Below are 19081 nucleotides of genomic sequence, written 5' to 3' on the forward strand. Positions count from 1 at the left end.
GGGCCGGGCGTCAGTCGAAGACGGAGAACCCCGTTGCGTCACCGCCGGCGCAGCGGCCGGAAACTGGGGATGGGGATCGGCTTGCTGATCGGGCTCGCCGGCTCCGGCACGGCGGCGCCGAAGCGCTCCTCGAACTCCCGCCGCACGTCTTCCTCGAAGTAATCCGCGTCATCGCGGAGATCGTCGTGCTCCTTGATACCCATGACCGCCTCCTGCTGCGATCACGGTAGGTCGGCGGATGCGGCATGCCCCGGGGGTTGCGTATCCGCGACGACCCGTCTACTCGCGCGCGCTCGCGCCCATGGCGGCGACCGCGTGCGCGAGCAGCGGCCGAGGCATCGCGAGCACGAGCCGAAGGAATCCGGGAGCCGCGCACAGCGCGCCGTCGGTCAGCACGACCCCTGCGCGCTCGCGGAAGAAGTCCGCGGGGGTGTCCGGCAGCGCGAGGCCGCGCGTGTCGAGCCACGCGAGGTAGGTCCCTTCGGGCGGCGTGTACCGCACCTCGGGCAGATGCTCGGCGAGCAGATCGACCAGCAGCATCCGATTGCCGTCGAGGTACTCGATCGTCTGGGCGAGCCAGGGCTCTCCCTCCTCGTAAGCGGCGATGGATGCGACGACGCCGAGAGTGGATGCGCCGTGCACGTGAGCGAAACCCACGCGCCGGTAGATGTCGTCGTCGTTCTGGTTCGACGTGATGAGCTGCGCGGCCTTGACCCCCGGGATGTTCCACGCCTTCGACGCGCTCGTGCCGGTGACGGTGTGCGCGGCGGTGGCCTCGGAGAGGGACGCGTACGGCACGTGGGCGACACCGCGGTACCGCAGCGGCGCGTGGATCTCGTCGGCGAAGACCCGGCCGCCGTGGCGTTCGACCACGTCGGCGATCCGGGTGAGCTCTTCCCGGGTGAGGACGGAGCCGGTCGGATTGTGCGGGTTGCACAGCACGAGCGTGCGCGCGCCGGCGGAGAACGCGGCGTCGATGCCGTCGAGGTCGTGCTCCCACCGCCCCGACACCACGCGACCGGGCACCGGGATCACCGGGTGTCCGATCGCAGGCAGGTAGGTGAGGAACGGCATGTAGGCGGGCGTGGGAACGATGACCGGTGACCCGGCGGGCGCGAACGTGCGGACCGCGACGCCCAGCGCCGCCATCACGTCGGCGACGGGGTGCACGCGCTCGGGCGCGATGCTCCAGCCGTAAGCGCGCCGCATCCATCCCGCCGTCGCCTTCGCCATCCGCTCGGCGAGCGCCGGCGACAGATACCCGAGCGTCTCCTCCTCGACCGCGCGGTGCAGTGCCGCACTCACCACCGGCGCGGTGCCGAAGTCCATCTCGGCCACCCATGCGCCGATCTTGCCCGGATGCAGACTCCACTTGCGACTCTCCGGGCGATCGAGCGTCTCGCGGCCGCGTTCGTCGTAGGGATGTGTCACAGATCCGACGCTACCGGTGGCGTGCGCTCGACGTGCCCGGGATGCCGTATTCTGTCATTCAAGCAAGGGGAGTACTCCCGCTCGCGGTCGGCTCGTCAATACGGATCCAACGTCGGATCCCGGGCCGCCGGTCCCGACCAGCATCGGGGCGGAGGAGACCTTGGCGTCATGACCGTACGCCCACCCCTTGGAGTTCTCCGTGAACGTCACCCCCGTCATCTGGCTCATCACGATCGCGATCACGATCGCCTTCTTCGTCTTCGAGTTCTTCGTGCACGTGCGCAAGCCGCACGCCCCCACCATCCGCGAATCCGCCGTCTGGTCGGTCTTCTACATCGGCCTGGCGCTGCTGTTCGGCGTCGGGATCGGCATGGTGTCGGGCTGGACCTTCGGCGGCGAGTACTTCGCCGGCTACCTGACGGAGAAGGCGCTGTCGATCGACAACCTCTTCGTGTTCCTCATCATCATGACGGGCTTCGCCGTGCCCAAGGAGTACCAGCAGAAGGTGCTCATGATCGGCATCGTGATCGCGCTCATCATGCGCGGCGCGTTCATCGCGCTGGGCGCCACCCTCATCGAGAACTATTCCTGGGTGTTCTACATCTTCGGCGCGTTCCTGCTCTACCTGGCCTGGCAGCAGGCGTTCTCGAGCCACGAGTCCGACCCCTCGAACGGGCGGATCGTGCGGTTCATGCGCCGCATCCTCCCGGTTCACAACGAGTACCACGGCGACCGACTGACCGTGAAGATCGACGGCAAGCGCTTCGTCACCCCCCTGCTCCTGACGATCGTCGCCGTGGGCTTCATCGACCTGGTCTTCGCCCTCGACTCGATCCCCGCGATCTACGGACTCACGCAGGAGGCGTACATCGTCTTCACCGCCAACGCGTTCGCCCTGATGGGCCTGCGCCAGCTCTTCTTCCTGATCGGCGGACTGTTGGAGCGCCTCGTCTACCTGGCTCAGGGCCTCGCCGTCATCCTGGCCTTCATCGGCGTGAAGCTCGTCTTCCACGCACTCCACGTCAACGAGCTGCCGTTCATCAACGGCGGCGAGCACATCGACTGGGTCCCCGAGATCCCGATCTGGTTCTCGCTGCTGTTCATCGGTGCGACGATCGCGGTGGCCACCGTCGCGAGCCTGCTGAAGACCCGCAACGACCGCCTGAAGGCCGACCGCGAACGGGTGCAGGGGCGCCCCGTCGCCACCGCCGAGGTCGACGAGCACTGAGCTCACAGTCACGCACATCAGGAGATCTCCCCTCAGCGGGACCATTCGCGTGGAAATCATCCTGCGGAGGGGATTTTTCCTGACGAGCGGATGCGGGTGATGCGCCGCCTCAGCCCGGACAGATCTCGAAGGCGTAGTCCGCATCCCCCGGCGTCGTGAGGTCGCGATCGCGCAGCACGAGGGATGCGGGCGTCGCCGGGTCGGCGCAGAGTTCGTCGAACGGCCGGTCGATCGCGTCGGTGTACTCGATCGCCACCACGGCATCGCCGTAGACGTCGGTGTAGGCCGCGCACTCGTCGTAGTACGCGCACTCCTCCACCACGGCGAAGTCGAAGCCGGCCTCGGCGCGCAGGCGCTCCGCATCCTCCGCCGCGTTCTTCTGACCCGCGGCGAGGCCCGCGCGATGGGCCCGCTCGACGAGCAGCGTCGCGAGCGCGAGGTTGTCGTCGGCGCCCAGAAGATGGCCGGAGCGCGTGTAGGTGTCGAGGTTGTCGAACTCGACCGCGTCGTAGCCCGCCGCCGCACAGCCGTCGATCCACTCTCCGACGCGCTCCGCGATGGCCTGGCGGCCGCCATCCGAACGGGTGTCGAGCAGCGCTTCGTCGGGCCAGTCCGGGTCCATCACGTCCGCTCCGTCCTGACGCAGGACGAGGTCGTCTGGCCACTCGTCGCGCTCCCCGGGCTGCGTCTGGAACGCATTGAGGTAGCAGATCGAGTACACCCCGTCGGCGGGCGCCGCGGTGCGATCGCGGGCCACGATCCCCACCCGGGGATCCGGCGGATACGCGCCGCCGAGCTGATAGTCGACCGGCGTGGCGGCGGGCGGCGGCGGCGGCGACGCGGGCGCGTTCGCACACGCGGCGACGGCGACGCCCATACCCCCGACCAGCACGAGGACGGCTGCGGCCCGCGCCCGCGCGAACGCGGAGCGGCGGCGCGTCATGAGGCGAGCAGGACACCCACCCGCGCGACGAGCTCGCGCGGCGAGAAGGGCTTCGTCATGAAGTCGTCGGCGCCGGCGGACATCGCGCGCGCGATGTCCTCGTCCTGTGCCCGGGCGGTGAGCATCATGATGCGGGTGCTCGCGAAGGACGCATCGCCGCGGAGCTCCGCGCAGACCTCCAGACCGGTGCGGTGCGGCATCATCCAGTCGAGGATCACGAGGGAGGGATGCGCGTCGCGTGCCGCCACCAGGCCCTGCTCGCCATCGGGAGCAACGGCGACCTCGTGTCCCGACGCCGCCAGGCGGTGCTGGATCAGCTGCGCCACATCGGCATCGTCTTCGACGACCAGAATGCTCGCCACGGCCGCCACCTCCTTGTCACCCTTGACTCGTGGACGGGGTGGGGACCGCCGAGAGGGTACGTTCACAGTATGAAGGCTGGCGCCCCGTTCGCGACACTCGGCGCCCCGTCACGGACCGCTTGGATCCCCCCGTGGTGGAGTTGGCCGATCGCCGCGGTCACCATCGCCTCCCTGGGACTCACGGGGACGATCTTCACGCCTCCGGGAGGCAGCGCCGCCGCGTGGTGGCCTGCCGCGGGGGCTGCCGCTCTCTTCGCGCTGCTCAATCCCCCGCGACGGCGCGTGGCCGTCGTGCTGCTCGTTCTCATCGTGACGGTGATCCCCAACCTCATGTACGGGCGATCGCTCGCGGTGTCGGTCGGCTACGCGCTGGCGAACGCCATGGAGATCGCGGTCCTGCTGGCCGTCCTGGCGATCTGGGGCTACCGAGGATCCCACACGTTCTTGCTGCGACGCACCCGTGAGGCGCTCGTCCTCGTCGTCGCCGGTCTCACGGGCGCCCTCGTGGCGGCGTTGATCGCTGCCACCACGGCCGCCCTTGCCGGCGGCGGCGACTTCTGGGCGACGGCGCTGAGCGTGCTCCCGTCCCACGCGGCGGCCGTGCTTCTGATCGCGCCGTTCGCGTGCATCCCGCCGTCTTCCGGCCCCGTCCCGTTGGCGCGCTGGGAGGCCGTGCTGCAGCCGGCCCTCCTGCTGGGCGTGCTCGCATTCGTCGCCGCCCCCCGTGTGGAGATCCCTCTCACCTTCCTCCCGTTCATGATCATCGCGTGGGGATGCCTGCGCCTGCCCTTCGTGGCGTCCCTCATCGAGGTGCTCGTCGCCGGCATCGCGATTCTCATGGTCACCCTGGCCGGGCGCGGGCCGTTCGCGCTCGGGCTCTCCTCGGCCGACCGCGCGATCACCGTCGAGATCTTCCTCATCGCGTTGGCGACGGTGTCCCTCCTGCTGCTCACCGCGCGCGCGGAGCAGCAGGAGACGGCGCGTGTGGCGGCGCGCACCAGTCACCTGCTCTCGGGCGGGCTGGTCGAGACCGAGGTGGGCCTCGCCGTGGCCCGGCGCGACGGTGAGAGCACCCGGCTGCTGTGGGCGAATCCCGCAGCGCGATCGATGATCGCCCTCGAACTCGACGGCGACGAGTGGAAGGGCCCCCTCGAGCACGTCGCCCGCCATGCCAGCCGCGACGGCGTCGAGCGTGTGCACACGGACGGGGACACGTCGCTGCGCATGGTCGCCAACCCGATCGAGAACGATCCCGGGCTGTTCGCCGTCCAGGTGCTCGACGTGTCGAGCACCGTCCGCATGATCCAGGCGCGCGCCGAGGCCGAACGCGAGCGCGCCGCCGCCACCGAGCTGCGGGCCGACCTCAGCCGGCAGCGCGACGACTTCATCTCGACCACGAGCCACGAGCTTCGCACGCCCTTGACCAACGTGCTGGGCTACGCGGAGCTTCTCGAGGAGTCGCCCGTACTCACCACCCTCGAACGCGACTGGGTCGCCCGCATCCGCCGGAACGGTCTGCGTCTGTCGGATCTCGTGGAGGATCTGCTGATGGTCGGCGGAGCCCATGCGACGCCCGTGAGTCCCGGCGAGCAGCACACGCTCTCCACCCGTTCCGTGGTCGCGGCGATCGTCGCCTCGCACGGCGCGGCCGCCGACGAGAAGCGGCTGCGCCTGGAGATCGACATCGACGCCGGAACGAACGTGCACGGGGTTCCCGCCGACATCCATCGCTCCCTCGGAGCGCTGCTCACGAACGCGATCCTGTTCACGCCGACCGACGGGGACGTGCTGGTGCGCGTCCGCGAAGACGGCGAGGTCACCGAGTTCTCGGTCAGCGACAGCGGGCCCGGCATGAGCGATGCCGACCGCGACCGCGCGTTCGACCGCTTCTTCCGAGCCGCTGAGGCGGAGCAGTCCGGCACTCCGGGCGTCGGCCTCGGCCTGTCCATCGCGCAGCGCCTCGCGCAGCGCAACGGCGGGACGCTGGAACTCGTCTCCCCCGCATCCGGCGGCCTGCGCGCGGTGCTCCGGCTTCCGGCGGCGCCCCGCCCCGTCTGAACATCCCGCCCCGTCTGGGCATCCCGCATCCGTCCCCGCCGCTTCCGGGCCGGGAAGGTGCCGGCCCCCTGCGTGTCCCATGTGTGCACGAAACTCGTCGCGCCAGCATGCACAACTGAGACACGGAATCGGGCGCCGGGCGCCACTCGCCCTGCGTGTCCCACATATGCACGCCGACGAACACCGCAGCGTGCAGAACCAGGACACGGAGGAGACCGAGACGCGCACGGTCGCCACCCACACGTCCCCGGACGGATGCGGGATCAACCTGCGCGGTTCAGGCGACGGGCAACGGCACCCGCGCCTCGAGCACGACGTCGCGGCCGCGCTGGAAGAGATGCGCGCCGCCCAGATTGGCGATGCCTCGGCCGGCCGTGAGAGGCAGCGCCGAGCCGAGGCGTCCCGGCGACGACACCTCCACGCGCAGCTCCGGGGCCGCATCCGGGTCGCCGTGGGTCACCTCGAGTGTCGCCCGCCTCGCGCCCGAGTGTTTGACAGCGTTGAGGAAGCCCTCGCTCGCGATGTCGACGACACGGCGCGTCACGTCCTCGCGGCCGAGCGCGATCCGGGCCTCGTCGTCGATGTCGCTCGAGATCTCCAGAACATGGGACCACGTCTCGATCATCTGGGCGAGCGCGTTGGGCGGCGCGATCGGCGCCGGCTCGGCCTGCGTCGGCGCGGTGCCCTCGATCTCCGCCAGCGCCAGAGTGATCGTGGCCGCGAAGGCATCGACCTCCTCCGCTGTCGCCGCACGTTCGTCCACCGTCGCGGCGAACAGCACGCACCGCCCCTGCACGCGCCCGTGGAGCTGCTCGGCGGCGCTGCGCAGCTCGACACGCGCGCGCGTCGTGCGCGTCGCCACCGCATCCGTCTGCGCGGCCAGAGCGCGCGACAGGCGACGCGTCTGCACGATCGCGCTGTGGATGGCATCGGAGGAGACACCGATGATGGCTGCGAGCAGCGGGAAGGCGAGGATCGGAACGAGCGCCGTCGGCAGAGTCTCAGGCGCCAGGAGGATCGCGGCGGAAGAGAAGAGGACCCCGGTCGCGAACCAGGCGAACAGGATGGCGGCGCCGCGGCCCGTGGCCGAACGTCGGCGCGACGAGCGACGGGCGACCGCGTCGGCCACGAAGCCGCAGACGAAGACGAGCACGACGGCGAACAGGGCGAGCGCCGTCGGCACCGTCGTCAGCGTGTACGGAAGGCTGCCGACCACGTAGGCGATGCTGACGACGACCGGGCTCGGGGGGCGCAGCCGCGCCAGCAGCGGTCGCCGCGCGGCGGCGGGCACCTCCACGGGACCGGTCCCCGCGGGAATCTCGGACAGCGGCAGCGCCGCCTCATCCTCCAGATCGTGGCTGACCGCGCGGACCGACTGCGAGAACGCGCTGACGTCGTCGAATCCGGGACTCGTCGCCACGAGCTGTGCGAGCTCGGTGCGAAGCTTCGCGAGCTGCCCGTGCAGCAGGATGCGGGCGCGGCGCGCGTAGGCGTCGGCGCGACGGTCGGCCTCGCTGAGATCGGACAGCGCGACCCGCAGGCGCGAGCTCGCGTCCCGGGTGGCGTCGTAGGCCACCGTCGCCGCGGCGACGAGGGAGAGCACGATGAGCCAGATGACGACATTCGTCGTGATGCGCTCGACCCACGATCCCGTGCTGGGCTCGTGCAGCAACAGGAAGCCCGCGGCATCGTTGAGCAGGGGCCGCACCGCTCCCGCGGCGATCACGGCGGCGAGCACGAGGACGGCCCGCCGGCGACGGCGTCGTATCCGACGTTCGGCCCACGCCACCGGCATCAGGAGCGCCACCAGCAGGGCCCAGACGAGAACCGAGATTCCGATGGCAGGCAGATACTCCACCGTCGAGTTCACGGACCGGTAGGCGCCGAGCACGGTCACCGCGATCAGAAGGGCGACGACAGCGCTCCATCCGCTGAAGAAGCGACCGCTGGTGACGGTCCCCCACCAGATCCGCGCCACGCGTCGCGCACTTCCGACGGCACCGCCGCCGCGGCCCTCGGCGTATGTGCGGGCAGGGGTCATCGCCGGTTCCGTCCGGTCACGTCGTCGCTCGACGCCTTCGACGACACGGAGTCTGGGCGCACCATCGATCTCATAGATCCCCTCAGGCCGTCGGGTCGACCTGCTTTGCGCGACTACTGTACCCAGCGCCGCGCGGGAACGGGCATCACACGAGCGATTGCGCACACAGCGTCACGGATACGACCTCAGATCGCGGCGAGCGCCGCATCCCGATCCGCGAGACCCGGAGACGTGTCCGCTCAGATCGCGGCGAGCGCCGCATCCAGATCCGCGAGGAGATCCTCCGCGTCCTCGATGCCGACCGAGAGGCGCACGACCTCCACGGGGACCGCCAGTTCGGTCCCGCGCACCGACGCGTGGGTCATCGCATCGGGGTAGTTCACGAGGGACTCGACGCCCCCGAGCGACTCGGCGAGCGTGAACAGTCGCGTGGACTCGGCGAAGCGGCGGGCCGCGGCCTGGTCGGCGAGCGCGAGCGACACGATGCCGCCGAAGCCGCTCATCTGGGTACGCGCGATGTCGTGGCCGGGATGCGTCGACAGGCCGGGATAGTAGACGGCCGCCACCCGCTCGTGGCCGGCGAGGAAGTTCGCGACGGCATCGCCGTTCTCGCTGTGGCGCTGCATCCTCACACCGAGCGTCTTGATGCCGCGCGTGGTCAGCCAGGCGTCGAAAGGGCTCGAGACCGCGCCGACGGCGAACTGCAGGAAGCGCGCGGCCTCGGCGAGCTCCGCATCGTTCGTGACGAGGGCGCCGCCCACGACGTCGGAGTGGCCGCCGAGGTACTTGGTCGTGGAATGCACCACCACGTCCGCGCCGAGGGCGAGCGGCTGCTGCAGCGCGGGGGTCGCGAACGTGTTGTCGACCACGACCAACGCGCCCGCCGCGTGCCCCAGGCGCGCGAGGCCCGCGATGTCGCTGACCTTCAGCAGCGGGTTGGAGGGCGTCTCGACCCAGAGGATGCGGGCCGGTCGCTCCTCGAGGGCTGCGGCGACCGCATCCAGGTCGCTCATGTCGACGACGCGGAGCGTGACGCCCCACGGGCCGAGCACACGGGCGAGCAGCCTGTAGGTGCCGCCGTACACGTCGCTGCCGAGGAGGACCTCGTCGCCCGGCTTCAGCACGGCGCGCAGCAGTGCGTCCTCGGCGGCGAGTCCGGACGAGAACGACAGCGCGTGCTCGCCATGCTCGATCGCGGCGAGCTGCGTCTCGAGAGCCGTGCGGGTCGGGTTGCCGCTGCGGCCGTACTCGTAGCCGCCGCGAAGACCACCGATGCCGTCCTGCGCGAACGTCGTGCTCATGTGGATCGGGGGGATGACCGCACCGGTGGTGGGGTCGAAATCCTGCCCTGCGTGAACCGCGAGACTGCCGAAGGCGCGGGCTGCGGGGTTGGTCATCGGTGTGCTCCTTCGTCGGTGCCGGCTCCGGAGAGCAGGCTCGTGGTCTGTTCGACGGCGAATCCGTGATCGGTCATCCAGGCGTCGTCGAAGATCTTGCTGAGGTAGCCGCGACCGTGGTCGGGCAGCACCACGACGACGACGGCATCGGCGGGCAGCTCGCGCGCGGCTCGGAGGGCGGCGACCACCGCCATCCCGCCCGATCCCCCCACGAGCAGGCCCTCTTCACGGGCCAGGCGGCGCGTCATCGCGAAGGCCTCGGCGTCGTCCACGCGCTCGTAGCGGTCGACGACGGCGGGGTCGAAGGTGGTGGGCCAGAAGTCCTCGCCGACCCCCTCGACGAGGTAGCCGTGCAGCGGGCCGCCGGAGTAGATCGATCCCTCCGGGTCGGCGCCGATCACCGTGACGCGACCGTCCGACGCCTGCTTGAGGAAGCGGCCCGTGCCGCTGATGGTGCCTCCGGTGCCGATGCCCGCGACGAAGTGCGTGACGGCACCGTCGGTGTCGGCCCAGATCTCGGGGCCCGTGGTCTCGAAATGTCCGCGCGGGCCGTTCTGGTTGGCGAACTGGTTCGGCTTGAACGCCCCGGGGATCTCACGCGCCAGCCGATCGGAGACGCTGTAGTACGAGTCCGGATGCTCGGGCGGAACGGAGGTGGGTGTCATCACGACCTCGGCGCCGTAGGCCCGCAGCACCGCGACCTTCTCACCGGCGAACTTGTCGGGGACGACGAAGATCATCCGGTAGCCGCGCTCGAGGGCGACCAGCGCCAGGCCGACACCGGTGTTGCCGCTGGTGGGCTCGACGATGGTGCCGCCGGGCTGCAGCAGTCCATCGCGTTCGGCGGCGTCGATGATGTTCTTCGCGATGCGGTCCTTGGCGGAGCCGCCGGGGTTGAAGTACTCGACCTTGGCGAGCACCGTGGCAGCGATGCCGTCGGTGACCCGGTTGAGCTTGACGAGCGGGGTGTTGCCGACGAGCGCGGCGACGCTGGATGCGTAACGCATGGAGGTGTCCCTGGGTGCGGCGGGGCCCGGCTGCGGGGAGCCCGCGGGTTGTCGGTGGTTATCGGTGAGGGTGCGCGAGAGGGCGCACAGGATCACTCAGCGACAACAACGACAGGTAAGCACGCTGCGACCCTACCAGAGCCCGCGCCCGCCCCGCGCCGCCGAGCGAGCACCGCTTCATCGAATGAGCACTCGATCGGATGCTCACTCGATGAACGGATGCTCGTTCGCGCGATTCGGGCCCGTGACGGGATATGACGACGCGCGACGCGATGTGACGGCTCGGATCGGAGGCCGCCGACCCGGTGTGGCGCAATGAGGACATCGCGACCCACGGGTCGCCCGACACAGCACACAGAGCCTGCGCGCCACCGGCGCTACGGCCAGAGCAAGGAGACATCACATGTCCGAGAACCCGTCCGACTCCGCCGACCTGCGGACGTCGCTCGACGCATCCCGCAAGCGCCGGCGCACCGTCTGGCTGAGCGTCGCAGCCGTCGCCGTCGTCGCGGTGATCGTCGGCGTCGTCGCCATCGTCGCCAACCTCACCCGCTCCGAGGAGCCGGCCGCCGCGGCAGGCGGCGAGGAGCGTCTCGCACTGCGTATCGCGGTCAGCGAGGACTCCGACTTCCAGAGCGCCATCGCGGACATCGCGGCGGAGAAGGGGCTCGACGTGACCTGGGTCAACGTCGACGACTGGGTGCTGCCGAACACGGAGCTCGCCGCCGGGACGGTCGACGGCAACGCGTTCCAGCACATCCTGTACCTCTCCAACTTCAACGCCCAGAACGACGAGGACCTCACGCCGGTCTTCTCGACGCTCATCACGCAGTGGGGCATCTTCTCCGCGACCCTCGGCGACACCGACGAGATCCCGGACGGCGGCCGCATCGCCATCCCCGACGACCCGTCCAACGGCGGCCGCGCGCTCGGCATCCTGGCCTCGGCGGGACTCATCGAGCTGAGCAAGGATGCGGGCGACTTCCCCTCGGTCGACGACGTCACCGCCAACCCCAAGAACCTGGAGTTCGTGCCGATCGCGGCGACCACGATTCCGCAGCAGTTCGACGACCCGAGCCTGTCCGCCGTCGTCGTGGGCCTCTCCTACTTCGACCCCTCCCAGGGCATCACGGCGGACAAGGCCCTGTACCTCGATGACTCGCTCGATGAGAAGAACCTGCCGTACATCAACGTCGTCGCCAGTCGCGCCGACAACGCGGACGACCCGGCGTGGAAGATCCTCGAGGAGGCGTACGCCGACCCGCGCGCGGCCGAGGCGCTCGAGAAGGAGGACAAGGGCGCGACGGTGCTCGTGCAGATCCCCGTCGACACCCTGCGCACGAAGCTGGCAGACCTCGAGAAGTCCGCTGCCGCCAACGGCTGATCCGCGCTCCGCGCGCTGCTCTCGCTCGACGACCGGCCAGACCCCGGTCGTCGAGCGAGGCCGTGGCGCGAGATGTGACGCACGCACCCGCATCCACTCCTGGAGGAGCATGAGCACCGCCGTCCGCTTCGAGCACGTCTCGAAGACCTACACCACAGCCCGCGGGCGCACCCTCACCGCACTCGACGACGTGAACCTCACCGTCGATGCCGGCGACATCTACGGGATCGTCGGATACTCCGGCGCCGGCAAGTCCACGCTGCTGCGCACCGTCAATGCGCTGGAGCGTCCGACCAGCGGACGCGTGTTCGTGGGCGAGAAGGAGATCACGGCGCTCGACGCGGCGGGCCTGCGCCGCGCCCGCCAGCGGATCGGCATGATCTTCCAGCAGTTCAACCTGCTGCGCTCCCGCACGGTCTACAAGAACATCGCCTACCCGCTGCGACTCGCGGGGGTCTCCGAGAGCGACACGATCGACCGGGTGGCCGAGCTGCTCGACTTCGTCGGACTGTCCGACAAGGCGCTCCAGCACCCCTCGCAGCTCTCGGGCGGGCAGAAGCAGCGCGTGGGCATCGCGCGCGCGCTCGCGAACCGACCCGACGTGCTCATCAGCGACGAGGCCACGAGCGCGCTCGATCCTCAGACGACGGGCGAGGTGCTGGACCTGCTTCGCCGGGTGCACGCGGAGTACGGCATCACGATCCTCGTCGTCACCCACGAGATGGAGGTGATCCGCGACGTCTGCAACCGCGTCGGGGTCATGCAGGAGGGCCGCGTCGTCGAGCAGGGCAGCGTGTACGACGTGTTCGCGCACCCGCAGCATCCCACCTCGCGCCGCTTCGTCTCCTCCGTACTGCACCACCTGCCGGCGGCGGAGACGATCCGCCGCATCCGCACGGTCCACACCGGACGTCTCGTGCAGCTGCACATCGAGAACCGGGAGTCCAACGACCCGTTCCTCTCGCGAATCTCCCGCGTGCACGACGTCGACGTGAACGTCGTCTACGGCGGCGTCGACGAGCTGCAGGCACGGCTGTTCGGAAGCCTCACCGTCGAGCTGCTCGGCACCGACGAGAACGTGGATCGCGCCCTCATCGACCTGCGGGATGCGGCACTGGTCACCGAGCTGGAAGGAGCACGCTGATGGATGCGGCCTACCTGGACGCCCTGCTCCCGCGCATCGGCCGGGCCCTGTTCGAGACGTTGCTCATGGTGACGATCTCCTTCACCCTCGCCACGATCCTCGGACTCGGCCTGGGGCTGCTCCTGTACGCGACGAGACCGGGCAACCTGCTCGCCAACCGGGTCGTGTTCGGCGGCCTGAACCTCGTCATCAACATCGTGCGGCCCGTGCCCTTCATCATCCTCGCCGTGTCGATCATCCCCCTCACCCGTTTCCTGATCGGCACGAGCATCGGGCCGCTCGCGGCCACCGTGCCGATCACGATCGTCGCCTCCATGGCCATCGCCCGCATCGTCGAGTCGAATCTCGTCGCCGTCGATCCGGGATCCATCGAGGCGGCCGTGGCGATGGGCGCGAGCCCGGCGCGGGTGCTGTTCACGGTCGTGCTCCCCGAATCCCTCGGACCGCTGACGCTGGGGCTGACCTACATCGTCGTCGCGCTCGTCGACACGACGGCCGTCGCCGGCGCGATCGGCGGCGGCGGGCTCGGTGACCTCGCGCTCAAGTACGGCTATCAACGCTTCGACTGGTTCGTGGTGCTCGTGATCGTCGTGGTCCTGATCGTCCTCGTCCAGGCCGCTCAGCTGCTCGGCAACTGGGTCTCGCGGAAGGTGATGCACTGATGACCGACGCATGGGACGACCTGCTCGCGAGATGGCGCGTGGGCGCCGCGGAGCGGGAGCGCGACCGGATCCTTCCGTTCGCGGCCGTCGACGAGTTGCGGGCGCAGCGCTTCGGCGCGCTCCGACTGCCGCGGACCCTCGGCGGTGCAGAGGCCTCGCTGGTCGACGTGCTCGCGCGCATCGTGGAGCTCGCCGAGGTCGACTCGAACCTCGCGCACATCTGGCGCGGGCACATCGCCTTCGTCGAGCAGCTCCGCTGGGACGGCTGGCACACGGATGCCGCATCCCGCTGGCTCCCGCGTCTCGCCGCGGGGGATGTCGTGGGCAACGCGTTCAGCGAACGCCAGGAGACGGCGCAGCTGACGACCCGGCTCACGGACACCGGCCACGACGGCCTGCGGGTGACGGGCACCAAGCACTACACGACGGGCTCGCTCTACGCCGATTGGGTGCACGTGGCGGCTGTCGACGCCTCCGGCGAGCGCGTCGCTCTGGCGGTGCGCTCGGATGCGCCCGGGGTGAGCATCGTGGATGACTGGGACGGATTCGGGCAGCCGCTGACCGCTTCGGGCACGACGATCCTGGATGCGGTGGCCGTCGATCCCGGCGACGTGTTCCCTCTGGGCGGGCAGGACGAGGATCGTCACCGCGTCATCGGGGGCGTCTATCAGCTGACCCTCCTGGCCGTGATCGCGGGGATCGCCCGGAGAGCCGTGGTCGACACCGTGGCGTTCGTGCGCCCGCGCCGACGCACGTTCGGCTTCGCCGGCGAGACGCGCCCCGTCGACGACCCGCTCGTGCAGGTCGTCGTGGGTGAGATCAGCGCCGCCGCGTCCGCCGCACGGCGGATCGTGCTGAGCGTCGCGGCGGATCTGGACGCCGCCGCGGCGGCCCACGACGGCGCCGCGCTGCGTGACGTCGAGCTGGAGGTGTACCGCGCGCAGCAGACGGTGATCGAGCTCGTGCTGGCCGCCACCAGCCGACTGTTCGAGGTCGGCGGCGCGAGCGCGACCTCGCGGACGCTGGGCATGGATCGGCACTGGCGCAATGTCCGCACGATCGCCTCCCACAACCCCGTTCTCCAACGGGTGCGTGCGGTGGGCCGGTTCGACCTGGACGGAACGCTTCCCGCCTGGCAGGCGCCCGGCGCGCCGACCGGCATCCCCGCGGCGGGTTCGGTCGCATGAGCGTCGGATCGGCCGCACTGGCGCGCGAGTTCGACGCGGTCTTCGACGCCGTCGGGCAGGAAGCCGTCGCACGAGAACGAGAGCGGCGGTTGCCGCACGCAGAGGTCGAGGCGCTGCGTGACGCCGGCTTCACCCGCGTCACTCTTCCCGTCGCACTCGGCGGGCGCGGAGCGGGCCCGTCGCAGCTGTTCGAGCTGCTGGCGGAGCTCGCACGCCGCGATCCGAACCTCGCGCAGCTGCTGCGGTCGCACTTCGCCTTCGTCGACCGGACCCTGCTCTCGCCACCCGGAGCCCGCCGCGACCGCCTGCTGGCGCGGGTCGCGGCGGGAGCGATCCACGGGAACGCGACATTCGAGCGGGGACCTGCCTCGGTCGGCCACGTCGCCACGGCGGTCACCCGCGACGCACGCGGCCTGCGCCTGGACGGGCGGAAGTTCTACTCGACCGGCACACTGTTCGCCGACACGGTCGGCGTCCTCGCCGAGTACGAGGGAGAGCAGGTCAGCGTGATGCTCGACACCACGGCGAGCGGCGTCGAACGCGTCGACGACTGGCGCGGGTTCGGCCAGCGCCTGACGGGCAGCGGCACGACGATCTTCCGCGACGTGCGCATCGAGGAGGACGACATCATCGCCCGGGAGCAGGGGCGCGTGAGTCACGCCGGTGCCTTCGTACAGCTCGTACTGCTCGCGGCCGCCGCGGGGATCGGCCGCGCTGTCCTCGACGATGCGAGCACCTACGTCCGCACGCGCACCCGCGGATTCAGTCACGGAGTCGCCCGCAGGGCGCAGGATGATCCGCTCGTGCAGGAGGTCGTCGGCGACATCGCCGCATCCTCGTTCGCGGCCGACGCCGCGCTGGCCGCCGCATCCGCGGCTCTCGACGCATCGACCGCGGCCGTGCTGTCCGGCGACGATGAACGGGCCCGCCCCGCGGTCGCTGCGGCGGATCGGGCCGTCACCGCGGCGCAGCTGGTGATCCTCCCCGCCGTTCTCGAGGCCGCGAACCGCCTGTTCGAGGTCGGCGGTGCGAGCGCGCTCGATGCCGACCGTGCTCTGGATCGCCACTGGCGCAACGCACGCACGCTCGCCTCGCACAATCCCCTACGGTTCAAAGCGCGCGCGCTGGGCGAGCACGAACTGGCCGGCACGCCGCTCGCGTCCTGGTGGACGGTCGGAGAGACCTGAACCGGCCGGAGCGTTCTCGCCTGCCGCATCCGCCGCGACACGACGCCGACAGCGCCCGATGAGCCGCCCCACCCCTCCCGAGAACCTGACCCGAGAGATATCCATGCCCGAGCCCAAGAAGCTCATCCTCAACCTGTTCGAGATGAACACGGTCAGCCACATCACGCACGGACTCTGGCGGCTGCCCGGCAACAACCGGCACCGCCACGGCGAGATCACGTACTGGCAGGAGCTCGCGCAGCTCGCCGAGGACGGCGGGTTCGACGCGGTGTTCCTGGCCGACGTCGTGGGCGCCTACGACGTGTTCCGCGACGGACCCGAAACCGCCGTGCGCGAGGGGCTGCAGATCCCCTCGCACGACCCGTTGCTCGTCGTGCCGCTCATGGCTGCCGTGACCCGCCGGCTGGGATTCGGCGTGACCTTCTCCACGAGCTACGAACCGCCGTTCACCTTCGCCCGCCGCATGTCCACCCTCGACGCCCTGACGCGGGGACGTGTGGGATGGAACATCGTCACGTCGTACCTGCCCAACGCCGCCCGCAACTTCGGCCTGGACGAGCAGATCCCGCACGACGAGCGGTATCGCATCGCCGACGAGTTCCTCTCTGTCGTCTACGCGCTGTGGGAGCGATCGTGGGACGAGGGCGCCGTCGTGTTCGACGCGGCGGACGCTCTGGTGACCGACCCGGCGAAGGTGCACTACATCGACCACGTCGGAGAGCACTTCCGCGTCGCAGGGCCGCATCTCGTCGAGCCGACACCGCAGCGCACCCCCGTGCTGTTCCAGGCCACCGGCTCTCCTGCCGGGATCGCCCTCGCCGGCCGCCACGCCGAGGTGGTCTTCACCGGCGGCAAGAGCGCCGACGACTTCCGTCGCAACAGAGCCCGGATGCGGGAGGCCGCGGCGGCCGCGGGGCGCTCCCCCGACGATCTCCGCTTCCTCGTGCAGGCGGGCATCGTCGTGGGGCGGACCGAGGCGGAAGCCGCGCGGAAGTGGAACGAGTACCGCCGGTTCATGAGTCTCGACGGCATCCTCGCGCACGCCGGCGTGCCCCTGGATCTGACGGTCTTCGACGGCTCGCTGACCGTGGGGGAGGCGGCGGTGCTCGCGGGCGTGGACGTCGGCGGACTGGGTCTCGCCCCCGAGCGCACGGTCGCCGAGACTCTCGAGGGGTTCCGGCGCAGCCGTGAGGACCGGTACTTCGTGGTCGGCACCCCCGGAGTCGTGGCCGACGAGATCGAACGGTGGCTCGACGAGGACGGGATCGACGGGATCAATCTGCGCCAGTACCACTCGTTCGACACCCTCCGGGATGTCGCGGAGCTCGTCGTGCCGGAGCTCCGTCGGCGCGGTCGGCTCCGCGACGCGGACGAGGCGACCACCCTGCGCGAGCGTCTCTTCGGCGCCGGACCGTATCTGCCCGACACCCACCCCGCACGTCGCTGAGCCGCGCCGCCGAGTGAGCACCGTTTCATCGAATGAGCACTCGATTGGGTGCTCACTCGATGAACGGATGCTCGCTGGCCCAGCGATCTCCGTCGCTGAGCCGCGACGCCCACAGCCTCAGCGGGCGAAGACGTCACCCCAGGGGGTGGGACCGACGGCGATCGGCCGCCCTGGGGTGCGCGACCAGCGGCTCCAGCCGCCGGGAAACACCCGCGCGTCGATGCCCGCCGCGGCGAGCGCGAGCGCGCTGTGGGCAGAAGCGATCCCCGAGCTGCAGGTCAGGACGATCCCGGCGGATGCGTCCACGCCCGCATCCGTGAGCGTCCGCTGCACCTCGGCGGCCGGTCGCAGCCGCCCGTCGGCCTGCATGTGGACGAGGGCGGGCACGTTGATCGCACCGGGGATGTGGCCGGCCGCGGGATCGGCGGTGGGTGCGAGACCCCGGTAGTGCTGTGGCGCGCGCGCATCGATCAGCGCTCCCTGCTGCGGGGCGGCGGCGGCGTCCTCGATCGAAGCGATCCCCGGGTCACCGTCGGCGAGCACGACGTTCCCGGGTTCCGGCCTCACGTCGCCGCCTTCCAGCAGGCCGCCGGACGCGATCCATGCGCGAAGTCCCCCGTCCAGTACGCGCACGTCGACGCCTCGGCGGCGCAGCAGCCACCAGGCCCGGGCCGCCGCCACGGCGTCGTTGTCGTCGTAGGCCACGACGAGGTCGCCCGCATCCACGCCCCACGAGCGCGCCGAACGCTCCAGGTCGGCGAGTGTGGGGAGCGGATGCCGCCCCTCCTCCGGATGTCCGGGACGCGCGAGCTCGCGCTCGAGATCGACATAGACGGCACCCGGCAGATGCCCCGCGAGGTAGGCGGGGCGCCCCTCCGGCAGATCGAGCCGCCACCGCACGTCGAGCAGCCGCACGGGACGCCGAGCAGCGGCGAGTGCACGGCGCAGCTCGTGGGTGTCGATGACGGGTGGCGACGTCATACCGCGAGCCTGCCCGGCCGGCATCCGGCGTTCACGGCCCGTCGCAACAGCACGTCACCGGACGTCACACCCCGTCACACGCCCCCCGCGTCCGGCGTCGACACGCGGAATTAGTTGCGCACAACTGAATTGCGTGCAATCCTTTCTCCATGACGGAGACGACGGGACCGGCGCTCGATCGGATGCTGTGCTTCTCGCTGTACTCGGCGAGCAGGGCGACGACCCAGGTGTACCGGCGTCTGCTGGAACCCTGGCAGCTCACCTACCCGCAGTACCTCGTGCTCGTCGAGCTCTGGGACCGCGGGCCGCGCACGGTCAGCCAGCTCGGCGACGGGCTCGGCTTGGACTCGGGCACACTGTCGCCGCTTCTCAAGCGCCTCGAGAAGGCGGGACTCGTCAGCCGCACCCGCGACGACGGTGACGGGCGCGTTGTGACCGTCGCACCCACCGAGCGCGGCACGGCCCTGCGCGCCGAGATGTCCGAGCTGCCGTCCCAGATGTGGAACTGCTACGGCCTCGAGCCGGATGCGGCCCGCGCACTGCTCGCCGCCCTCCACTCACTCACGGACACGTTGCACGCCGACGCCGACTGAGTCCCTCCCGAAGAATCAACGAAAGGTAT

17 protein-coding genes are annotated in these 19081 nt (G+C 70.5%); 9 read left to right on the forward strand and 8 right to left on the reverse strand.

The annotated features are described in order from the left end of the window. Positions 1-38: 38 nt before the first annotated feature. Complete coding sequence (locus LXM64_RS13445) at positions 39-203, reverse strand: hypothetical protein (protein WP_161594136.1); 165 nt, start codon at positions 201-203, stop codon at positions 39-41. Positions 204-279: 76 nt separating this feature from the next. Next, complete coding sequence (locus LXM64_RS13450) at positions 280-1431, reverse strand: MalY/PatB family protein (protein ID WP_234073639.1); 1152 nt, start codon at positions 1429-1431, stop codon at positions 280-282. Between the two features lie 199 nt (positions 1432-1630). Here LXM64_RS13450 and LXM64_RS13455 point away from each other — a divergent pair, with 199 nt between their 5' ends. Continuing rightward, a complete protein-coding gene (locus LXM64_RS13455; RefSeq protein ID WP_234073640.1) occupies positions 1631-2659 on the forward strand; it encodes a TerC family protein in 1029 nt (342 codons plus the stop codon). A gap of 109 nt (positions 2660-2768) precedes the next feature. Here LXM64_RS13455 and LXM64_RS13460 read toward each other — a convergent pair whose 3' ends face one another. Next, the gene (locus LXM64_RS13460) at positions 2769-3602 is read right to left on the reverse strand and encodes an endo alpha-1,4 polygalactosaminidase (RefSeq protein WP_234073641.1); all 834 of its coding nucleotides are present in this window, start codon (positions 3600-3602) and stop codon (positions 2769-2771) included. Beyond that, positions 3599-3964 carry a response regulator transcription factor gene (locus LXM64_RS13465; RefSeq protein ID WP_137418939.1) on the reverse strand — a complete coding sequence of 122 codons (366 nt, stop codon included), beginning with the start codon at positions 3962-3964 and terminating at the stop codon, positions 3599-3601. The genes LXM64_RS13460 and LXM64_RS13465 overlap by 4 nt, the downstream gene beginning before the upstream one ends. 69 nt (positions 3965-4033) lie before the next feature. On the opposite strand from LXM64_RS13465, the gene LXM64_RS13470 reads away from it, so the two are divergent. Next, a complete protein-coding gene (locus LXM64_RS13470) occupies positions 4034-6022 on the forward strand; it encodes an ATP-binding protein (protein ID WP_234073642.1) in 1989 nt (662 codons plus the stop codon). A 277-nt stretch (positions 6023-6299) separates the two neighbouring features. On the opposite strand, the gene LXM64_RS13475 is transcribed toward LXM64_RS13470, so the two are convergent. The 3 genes from LXM64_RS13475 to LXM64_RS13485 all read right to left on the reverse strand — a co-directional run bounded on the left by LXM64_RS13475 (position 6300) and on the right by LXM64_RS13485 (position 10467). Further along, positions 6300-8063 (reverse strand): hypothetical protein, encoded by a 1764-nt coding sequence (locus LXM64_RS13475; protein ID WP_234073643.1) that lies wholly within the window; start codon positions 8061-8063, stop codon positions 6300-6302. A gap of 239 nt (positions 8064-8302) precedes the next feature. After that, complete coding sequence (locus LXM64_RS13480) at positions 8303-9460, reverse strand: cystathionine gamma-synthase (protein ID WP_234073644.1); 1158 nt, start codon at positions 9458-9460, stop codon at positions 8303-8305. Beyond that, on the reverse strand, positions 9457-10467 hold the full coding sequence (locus LXM64_RS13485; protein WP_234073645.1) for a pyridoxal-phosphate dependent enzyme: 1011 nt from the start codon (positions 10465-10467) through the stop codon (positions 9457-9459). The genes LXM64_RS13480 and LXM64_RS13485 overlap by 4 nt, the downstream gene beginning before the upstream one ends. Positions 10468-10870: 403 nt before the next feature. Between LXM64_RS13485 and LXM64_RS13490 the strand changes: the two genes are divergently transcribed. From LXM64_RS13490 to LXM64_RS13515, 6 genes are all read left to right on the forward strand, one after another. Beyond that, the gene (locus LXM64_RS13490; protein WP_234073646.1) at positions 10871-11851 is read left to right on the forward strand and encodes a MetQ/NlpA family ABC transporter substrate-binding protein; all 981 of its coding nucleotides are present in this window, start codon (positions 10871-10873) and stop codon (positions 11849-11851) included. Positions 11852-11960: 109 nt separating this feature from the next. Continuing rightward, the gene (locus tag LXM64_RS13495) at positions 11961-12995 is read left to right on the forward strand and encodes a methionine ABC transporter ATP-binding protein (protein ID WP_234073647.1); all 1035 of its coding nucleotides are present in this window, start codon (positions 11961-11963) and stop codon (positions 12993-12995) included. Then, positions 12995-13657 (forward strand): methionine ABC transporter permease, encoded by a 663-nt coding sequence (locus LXM64_RS13500; protein ID WP_234073648.1) that lies wholly within the window; start codon positions 12995-12997, stop codon positions 13655-13657. Before LXM64_RS13495 ends, LXM64_RS13500 begins: the two co-directional genes overlap by 1 nt. Beyond that, entirely contained in the window at positions 13657-14844 is a 1188-nt protein-coding gene (locus tag LXM64_RS13505; protein WP_234073649.1) for an acyl-CoA dehydrogenase family protein, read from the forward strand. The genes LXM64_RS13500 and LXM64_RS13505 overlap by 1 nt, the downstream gene beginning before the upstream one ends. Then, positions 14841-16031 (forward strand): acyl-CoA dehydrogenase family protein, encoded by a 1191-nt coding sequence (locus LXM64_RS13510; RefSeq protein ID WP_234073650.1) that lies wholly within the window; start codon positions 14841-14843, stop codon positions 16029-16031. Before LXM64_RS13505 ends, LXM64_RS13510 begins: the two co-directional genes overlap by 4 nt. A gap of 103 nt (positions 16032-16134) precedes the next feature. Next, positions 16135-17478: an NtaA/DmoA family FMN-dependent monooxygenase gene (locus LXM64_RS13515; RefSeq protein WP_234073651.1), complete on the forward strand. Its 1344-nt coding sequence runs from the start codon at positions 16135-16137 to the stop codon at positions 17476-17478. Positions 17479-17595: 117 nt separating this feature from the next. Here LXM64_RS13515 and LXM64_RS13520 read toward each other — a convergent pair whose 3' ends face one another. Next, the gene (locus LXM64_RS13520; protein ID WP_234073652.1) at positions 17596-18459 is read right to left on the reverse strand and encodes a sulfurtransferase; all 864 of its coding nucleotides are present in this window, start codon (positions 18457-18459) and stop codon (positions 17596-17598) included. Between the two features lie 149 nt (positions 18460-18608). On the opposite strand from LXM64_RS13520, the gene LXM64_RS13525 reads away from it, so the two are divergent. Next, positions 18609-19052 (forward strand): MarR family winged helix-turn-helix transcriptional regulator, encoded by a 444-nt coding sequence (locus LXM64_RS13525; protein ID WP_234073653.1) that lies wholly within the window; start codon positions 18609-18611, stop codon positions 19050-19052. Positions 19053-19081 lie beyond the last annotated feature (29 nt).

This window comes from Microbacterium binotii, from assembly GCF_021398715.1.
Lineage (GTDB): Bacteria > Actinomycetota > Actinomycetes > Actinomycetales > Microbacteriaceae > Microbacterium > Microbacterium binotii_A.

Coding starts and splice junctions, on each gene's coding strand:
- LXM64_RS13480 (WP_234073644.1), bottom strand. CDS start 9,460: ATGACCAACCCCGCAGCCCGCGCCTTCGGCAGTCTCGCGGTTCACGCA.
- LXM64_RS13495 (WP_234073647.1), top strand. CDS start 11,961: ATGAGCACCGCCGTCCGCTTCGAGCACGTCTCGAAGACCTACACCACA.
- LXM64_RS13510 (WP_234073650.1), top strand. CDS start 14,841: ATGAGCGTCGGATCGGCCGCACTGGCGCGCGAGTTCGACGCGGTCTTC.
- LXM64_RS13475 (WP_234073643.1), bottom strand. CDS start 8,063: ATGACCCCTGCCCGCACATACGCCGAGGGCCGCGGCGGCGGTGCCGTC.
- LXM64_RS13525 (WP_234073653.1), top strand. CDS start 18,609: ATGACGGAGACGACGGGACCGGCGCTCGATCGGATGCTGTGCTTCTCG.
- LXM64_RS13445 (WP_161594136.1), bottom strand. CDS start 203: ATGGGTATCAAGGAGCACGACGATCTCCGCGATGACGCGGATTACTTC.
- LXM64_RS13505 (WP_234073649.1), top strand. CDS start 13,657: ATGACCGACGCATGGGACGACCTGCTCGCGAGATGGCGCGTGGGCGCC.
- LXM64_RS13490 (WP_234073646.1), top strand. CDS start 10,871: ATGTCCGAGAACCCGTCCGACTCCGCCGACCTGCGGACGTCGCTCGAC.
- LXM64_RS13515 (WP_234073651.1), top strand. CDS start 16,135: ATGCCCGAGCCCAAGAAGCTCATCCTCAACCTGTTCGAGATGAACACG.
- LXM64_RS13500 (WP_234073648.1), top strand. CDS start 12,995: ATGGATGCGGCCTACCTGGACGCCCTGCTCCCGCGCATCGGCCGGGCC.
- LXM64_RS13520 (WP_234073652.1), bottom strand. CDS start 18,459: ATGACGTCGCCACCCGTCATCGACACCCACGAGCTGCGCCGTGCACTC.
- LXM64_RS13470 (WP_234073642.1), top strand. CDS start 4,034: ATGAAGGCTGGCGCCCCGTTCGCGACACTCGGCGCCCCGTCACGGACC.
- LXM64_RS13485 (WP_234073645.1), bottom strand. CDS start 10,467: ATGCGTTACGCATCCAGCGTCGCCGCGCTCGTCGGCAACACCCCGCTC.
- LXM64_RS13460 (WP_234073641.1), bottom strand. CDS start 3,602: ATGACGCGCCGCCGCTCCGCGTTCGCGCGGGCGCGGGCCGCAGCCGTC.